Source organism: Caballeronia choica, assembly GCF_001544535.1.
Taxonomy (GTDB): domain Bacteria; phylum Pseudomonadota; class Gammaproteobacteria; order Burkholderiales; family Burkholderiaceae; genus Caballeronia; species Caballeronia choica.
In genome coordinates this window covers 24,778-31,003 of record NZ_FCON02000088.1, presented here as the reverse complement: position 1 = coordinate 31,003, position 6,226 = coordinate 24,778, and the positions used below count along the sequence as shown (strand labels likewise).

Annotated in this window: 9 protein-coding genes; 5 read left to right on the top strand and 4 right to left on the bottom strand. The window is 59.8% G+C overall.

Annotated features, from left to right (window positions below; all coding sequences use genetic code 11):
* The first annotated feature begins 316 nt into the window (after window positions 1-316).
* The 5 genes from AWB68_RS28975 to AWB68_RS46955 all read left to right on the top strand — a co-directional run bounded on the left by AWB68_RS28975 (window position 317) and on the right by AWB68_RS46955 (window position 3,829).
* The gene (locus tag AWB68_RS28975; protein WP_087647759.1) at window positions 317-1,015 is read left to right on the top strand and encodes a YggS family pyridoxal phosphate-dependent enzyme; all 699 of its coding nucleotides are present in this window, start codon (window positions 317-319) and stop codon (window positions 1,013-1,015) included.
* A 29-nt stretch (window positions 1,016-1,044) separates the two neighbouring features.
* Entirely contained in the window at window positions 1,045-1,857 is an 813-nt protein-coding gene (proC, locus tag AWB68_RS28970) for a pyrroline-5-carboxylate reductase (protein ID WP_087647758.1), read from the top strand.
* Window positions 1,858-2,134: 277 nt separating this feature from the next.
* Window positions 2,135-3,004: a PAAR domain-containing protein gene (locus tag AWB68_RS48935; RefSeq protein WP_200828823.1), complete on the top strand. Its 870-nt coding sequence runs from the start codon at window positions 2,135-2,137 to the stop codon at window positions 3,002-3,004.
* Window positions 3,005-3,029: 25 nt separating this feature from the next.
* Window positions 3,030-3,239 (top strand): hypothetical protein, encoded by a 210-nt coding sequence (locus AWB68_RS46960; protein ID WP_125483072.1) that lies wholly within the window; start codon window positions 3,030-3,032, stop codon window positions 3,237-3,239.
* Complete coding sequence (locus AWB68_RS46955; RefSeq protein ID WP_125483071.1) at window positions 3,236-3,829, top strand: hypothetical protein; 594 nt, start codon at window positions 3,236-3,238, stop codon at window positions 3,827-3,829. Before AWB68_RS46960 ends, AWB68_RS46955 begins: the two co-directional genes overlap by 4 nt.
* Before the next feature lie 103 nt (window positions 3,830-3,932).
* On the opposite strand, the gene ubiA is transcribed toward AWB68_RS46955, so the two are convergent.
* From ubiA to AWB68_RS28945, 4 genes are all read right to left on the bottom strand, one after another.
* A complete protein-coding gene (gene ubiA, locus AWB68_RS28960; RefSeq protein WP_087647757.1) occupies window positions 3,933-4,793 on the bottom strand; it encodes a 4-hydroxybenzoate octaprenyltransferase in 861 nt (286 codons plus the stop codon).
* Between the two features lie 96 nt (window positions 4,794-4,889).
* Window positions 4,890-5,285 carry a type II toxin-antitoxin system VapC family toxin gene (locus AWB68_RS28955; protein ID WP_087647756.1) on the bottom strand — a complete coding sequence of 132 codons (396 nt, stop codon included), beginning with the start codon at window positions 5,283-5,285 and terminating at the stop codon, window positions 4,890-4,892.
* Entirely contained in the window at window positions 5,282-5,527 is a 246-nt protein-coding gene (locus AWB68_RS28950) for an AbrB/MazE/SpoVT family DNA-binding domain-containing protein (protein ID WP_087647755.1), read from the bottom strand. The genes AWB68_RS28955 and AWB68_RS28950 overlap by 4 nt, the downstream gene beginning before the upstream one ends.
* A 144-nt stretch (window positions 5,528-5,671) precedes the next feature.
* Window positions 5,672-6,160, bottom strand: a complete 489-nt coding sequence (locus AWB68_RS28945) for a Dps family protein (RefSeq protein WP_087647754.1) — start codon at window positions 6,158-6,160, stop codon at window positions 5,672-5,674.
* Window positions 6,161-6,226 lie beyond the last annotated feature (66 nt).

The following is a 6,226-nucleotide window of genomic DNA, read 5'->3' as shown; positions in this document are numbered from 1 at the left end:
GCGCGCCTCTTCTACATGCCAACAACGATGAAACCCCGCTAACGACACTCCCCCGGTTGGACCACTCAGAGGGAACGGTCTGGCGGCGCATGGCAAGCATTGGCGGTGGGAAGCTGCTTTCTTTGCTTACTTTCTTTGCAGCAGCAAAGAAAGTGAGTCCCGCCCCGGACAGGGGCAGAGCAAATAAACCGCAAAGAAAACAAGTTCCATGGAAGCCCAAGCGCATCAAACGGTGTAACCCCAACCCCCAACCCCCAAGCGCCAGCGCCAGCCCCCTCCGTATAATCAACGGTTTGCAACGCGTGCAGCAGGTGCCATGTCCGAAATCGCCAAACATCTCGAAGAAGTCCGGCAGCGCATCGCCCAGGCGGCAGCCGCCGCTTCACGCAGTGCCGCCGAGGTCAGCCTCCTCGCCGTATCAAAGACCTTCCCCGCCGCCGACGTGCGCGCCGCCTTCGACGCCGGCCAGCGCGCATTCGGCGAAAACTACGTGCAGGAAGCAGTCGAAAAGATCGCGGCGCTCGCCGACCTGCGCGGCGACATCGAATGGCATTTCATCGGGCCGCTGCAATCGAACAAGACGAAGCTCGTCGCCGAACACTTCGACTGGGTGCATTCCATCGACCGACTGAAGATCGCCGAGCGGCTTTCCGGCCAACGTCCGCCGGGCGCGGCCGCGCTCAACGTGTGCCTTCAGGTGAACGTGAGCGGCGAGGCGTCGAAAAGCGGGGTCGAGCCGAACGAGGCCGCCGCGCTCGCCCGCCAGATCGCCGCGCTGCCCAACCTGCGGCTGCGCGGCCTGATGGCGATCCCCGAATCCGCCGCCACGCTCGACGAACAACGCGCGCCACACGCCCGCCTGCGCGCGCTGATGGACACGTTGCGCGCCGACGGGCTCGAACTCGACACGCTGTCGATCGGCATGTCGGCGGATCTCGAAGCGGCCGTGCTCGAAGGCGCGACGATGGTGCGCATCGGCACCGCGATCTTCGGTGCGCGCGACTATTCGCACTGACACCTCACCCTGACCTTCCCGGACTCACCATGAAAATTGCATTCATCGGCGGCGGCAACATGGCCGCTGCGCTCATCGGCGGCCTGATCAAGCGCGGTGTCGCGCCGGCGGACCTGTACGCGATCGACATCAACGACGAAGCCCGCGCGCGCACATCCAGCCAGTTCGGGATCGAGACCGGCGCGGCAATCGACGGAACGCTTGCCGGCTTCGATGCGATCCTGCTCGCGGTCAAGCCGCAAGTGCTGAAGGATGTCGCGGGGGCGCTCGCGCCGCATCTGTCGAAGCAGCTTGTGATCAGCATCGCCGCCGGGATTCGCGCTTCCGATTTGTCGCGCTGGCTCGGCGGCTACACGCGGATCGTGCGCACGATGCCAAACACGCCCGCATTGATCGGCATGGGCGTGACGGGGCTGGCGGCGCTGCCGGGCGTCGACGACACGGCGAAGGCGCTGGCGTCGAAGGTGCTGGAAGCGGTCGGCTCGGCGGTCTGGTTCGACGACGAAGCGAAGATCGATGCCGTCACCGCGATCTCGGGCAGCGGCCCGGCGTACGTGTTCTATTTCATCGAGGCGATGCAGGAAGCCGCGCGCCAGCTTGGCATGGACGCGGAGCAGGGTCGCGCGCTCGCCGTCGCGACGTTCACGGGCGCCGCGCAACTCGCGGCCCAATCGGGGGAACCGGCGAGCGTGCTGCGCGAACGCGTGACGTCGAAGGGCGGCACGACGGCGGCGGCGCTGGCGTCGTTCGAAGCATCGGGCGTGAAGGATGCCATCGTGCGCGGCGCACTCGCCGCCGATGCGCGCGCGAAGGAAATGGGCGGCGAGTTGGGCGCGGCGTAAGTCTGTTCTGTTTTGATTGGCGTAAAAAAGCCGTTCCGGTCTTGCTGATCGGAACGGCTTTTCTTATTGCGGCTTGTGCGTGGATATCCGTTGAAGCACGCCTCCGACAGACTTTTTAACAAACGTTCCACGGAATGTCGGTTATCTTGCGGAAAGCTTCATTTTTAGTCTACTCATTTAGGATATTTAAGCATGTTGAAATGGCGAGAGAACGAAACGATTTTCGCTCTTCACGGCCTGTCGCCCCGTTTCTCCCCCGCGCACGAAGGGAACATCAATGCGTAAGGCAGCGGTACGCGACGGCGACCCAACCACAACAAGCGGATTTGTCATCGTCTGCTTGTCCACCATTACCGACGATGGGAAGAAGATTGCCCTCAGTGGTGAAGAGGCAACCTGCGGTAACTGCAAAGGCACATACAAGATATTTGGAACCGGTCAGGGAGTGTCTGACAAGGGACGGCTAATTGTTGTCGACGGCGACTCCGTTCTCTGCCCGTGCGGAAAGAATAAGGTGATCGTGGGCAGTAACTCGAGGATATTCCTCCACACTAGCCGGGGTTCTGCGGCCGCCATCAGCGCAACAGAAAGCCTTGGCATCGCTTCTCCAGCGCCGGACAGACTGGCCGAAGATGACGACGTGGAAGACACCTATCCGGTCCCTGTGTCCGATGCAACGGTCAATCCCGACTGCTCCTATCTCGACGGATCGAATGCTCGCATTGACGCGCCAGCCAGCCTGTACAAGCGCACGAACAACATTTCGGTTGGCCCCGGCAAGCAAACTACGTTCGAATTTCCCGGCGGCGGGACAGCCACCGCAACCCGGTTCGACGCGACTATAAACGGCCATCCGGTCAATATCTACGTGCCCACGCAGAATCCAGCGCAAGGCTATGGCATACCCGGCGAGAAAGAGATCGCCAAGGCTCTCGAAACAGTTCCGCCGCAGCAGTACAAGGACCTTCAAAGGATATCGATTAATCCGGCAGCCAATTCGCAAGACGCAACTTGGCAGAAAATATATAACGACCCGACGTTTTCCTCTGCGGCAACCGCCAGCATCGATCAAGGAGTCGCGTTCTATCCGTGGAAAGGCTGGTCAACATTTCCACAAGAATATGTTGACAGCACAATGTCTGCATGAAACAGGGCACTTGTGGAGCGAGGGATTGTGGAAAGACCCCGCAAAGAAACAGGACTGGATGGATGCAATCAGGAATGACGGGCAGGCACCTTCGCATTACGCCCGAAACAACATGAACGAAGACTTTGCAGAGTCCGCCGATATGTACTGGTCGAGCAAAGGCACCCCATGCGAAGCGGAAGGGCGAAAGCGCTATCCAGCTCGTTACGCCTATTTCGACAAGATTTCGAAATGAATTACGCCACACGAATCATTATTGCCGTCGGCTTGATTTCACTCACATACGGATGCTCGGCAAATCACGGAGCAATGAATATGACGCAGGAGTTTCCACCCGGTGCCCAGGATCCGCAATCACCCCATCCAGGCATAATCACCGCCAAATACGACTGGAACGGCTCAACAGAACGATGGAAAGCATCGGATTTTCCCGACGACTTCATTTTTCGTTGCTTTGACAAAAGCGGAAAACGCACCCAGCGTGCAAATGCAGCGTGGTGCATTCCTGTCGTCGAGGTTGAAACGGTCTCCGTCGACGAGAACGGCAAGCCGGTTGCACCCAATGAGGCCGATTCCGTCTCCAACTCGGTATACGGACCTGGTCACACGTTTCTCGAACACACTTCATCCCCGCCACGTCTGAAACGGCAACGCGAACCGGACAGGCAGCAGCGAAGTGCCCCACACGAAAATGCCACCGGGCAGCGCTCGCAATCATTCGCGCCGAATCAATCCGAACACGCTTACCTGGACTATCACGAGCCGCTCTTGAAAGGGCATTCAAGTTGGTGGACAAGATTCAAAGCGTGCCTCGGGTTTGCCTGAATCCTGGGAAACTCATTCACGCCCCTTCAAGGTTGCCCAAACTCGCCTGCGCAGTGTCGACACGGAACTGCGAACCGCCGTATCGCTTTTTTTGGAAAATGAACTACCGCAACATCGCATAGTGCATCGCAATCCCCGCGAACAGCGCCCCGCCAAGCCAGTTGTTGTGTTTGAACGCAGCGAAGCAAGGCATGCGTTCGCGATTGCGGATCAACGCGTAGTGATAGATCGCGCATCCCGCCGCCGCCGCCCAGCCTAGCCAGAACAGCCAGCCGAAGCCCAGCGCGATCCCGATCCACACATAGATCGCAAGCGTCGCCGCATAGCAGAGCATCACGGCGAGCACGTCGAATCGGCCGAACGTCAGCGCCGACGTGCGGATGCCGATCTTGATGTCATCGTCGCGATCGACCATCGCGTATTCGGTGTCGTAGGCCACAGACCAGAACACGTTCGCGACCAGCATCACCCACGCGAGCATCGGCACCTGGTCCTGCACGGCGGCGAATGCCATCGGAATCCCGAAGCCGAACGCGATGCCGAGATACGCCTGCGGAATCGCGAAAAAACGCTTGGTGAACGGATACGTGCCCGCGACGAAAAGCGCGAGCACCGACAGTTCCTTCGTCAGCGTATTGAGCGGCAGGATCAGCAGGAACGCGACCAGCGACAACGCCGCCGCCAGAGCAACCGCCTCCCATGCCCTGATCTTGCCCGACGTCAGCGGCCGGTTCTCGGTGCGCTTCACGTGGCGATCGAAGTCGCGATCGGCGTAATCGTTGATCGCGCAACCGGCGGAGCGCATCAGGATCGTGCCGATCACGAAGATCACGAGCAGCATCGGCGACGGATGACCATCGGATGCGATCCACAGCGCGTTGAGCGTCGGCCACAAAAGCAGCAGGCTGCCGATGGGCTTGTCGAGGCGCACGAGGCGCAGGTATAGCGGAAGGCGGGCGAACATGGGCGTGGACGTGGATGGCGGGTGCGGTGGGGGTATTTTAGAGCAGTCGCCTGGCGCGCCCGTCAGACGCAAAAAAAGCCTGCCTCTCGCGAGCCTTTATTTGATCAATCGCAGACCAGCCATTTTCGCCGCCTTTGCATCGAACGTTGCGGTGTATTCGCATTTTGCGTCATGGCAGGTGCGTTCGATCAGGCAATCAGCGAAGTCTGCCTTGGTCGACGAAAACACCTTGAGTGCTTTCCATACAATTTCGGCATTCTCCACGTGAAATTCCTTCGCGCGAAGAAGCGCCTCCACGATCGTCGCGACGTCCTCGCGTCCGGCCGAGTATGCGCGCGTCATAACCCAGACGAGTTCAGTCAGCGCCACCTGCGTCACGTAACCCGGCGTTTCCACGGTAAGCGACTCAATCAACCCGGTCGCCTTCGCCGATTGAATCTTGTCGTCCTGGGCGAAGTAACGAACGAGACCGTTAGTGTCCAGACCGATCATCGTGCCAACGCACCGCTTTCGGCAATCGCCGCGTTCATGTCCTCGATAGACACAGCTTTCGCGGGCTTTTTGAGAATGCCTTTTAACGACCGCACCGAACAGGTCGCGGGAATGACTTCATAGTGACCAGTGTCATCGTTCATGACGAAATCAATCCGGTCGCCCACGCTCACCCCAAGGGTGCTCCTCACGCTTGCCGGAATGGTCACTCGTCCTTCAGACGTAATCGTGGCTGAGGGCATGTCCCCTTCTATTGCTTGAATTCCTTACCTTGGCGTACGAACTTGCCCATCGCAACCCTCGATGTCGTCGTCCGGGCCGCCCAGAAAAAAACCCCTGTACTCCAATCAGCACAGGGGTTTCGCCTACCACTCAAACCAAACCGCTCAAGCCAGCATCGAGCGCAGCATCCACGCGGTCTTTTCATGCGTCTGCATGCGTTGCGTGAGCAGGTCGGCTGTCGGCTCGTCGTTCGCGGCTTCGGTCGCCGGGAAGATTTCGCGCGCCGTGCGCACCACCGCTTCCTGGCCTTCGACCAGTTGACGAATCATCTCTTCCGCCGCCGGCACGCCGTCGGCTTCCGGAATCGACGACAGCTTCGCGAATTCCTTGTAGCTGCCCGGCGCATGCACGCCGAGCGCGCGGATGCGTTCGGCGATTGAATCGACGGCCAGCGCCAGTTCGTTGTATTGCGTCTCGAACATCAGGTGCAGGGTGTTGAACATCGGCCCCGTGACGTTCCAGTGGAAATTGTGCGTCTTCAGGTACAGCGTGTAGGTGTCCGCGAGCAGACGCGACAGACCGTCCGCGATCTTCTTGCGGTCCTTGTCGTTGATGCCGATATTGACAGCCGGTGCAGTGCCTTTCTTCGCCATGATGACTCCTAGAAGAGAGTGATACGAACGGTGCGAACGCGCCGCGCTTCCGTCAGACCGGGTGCG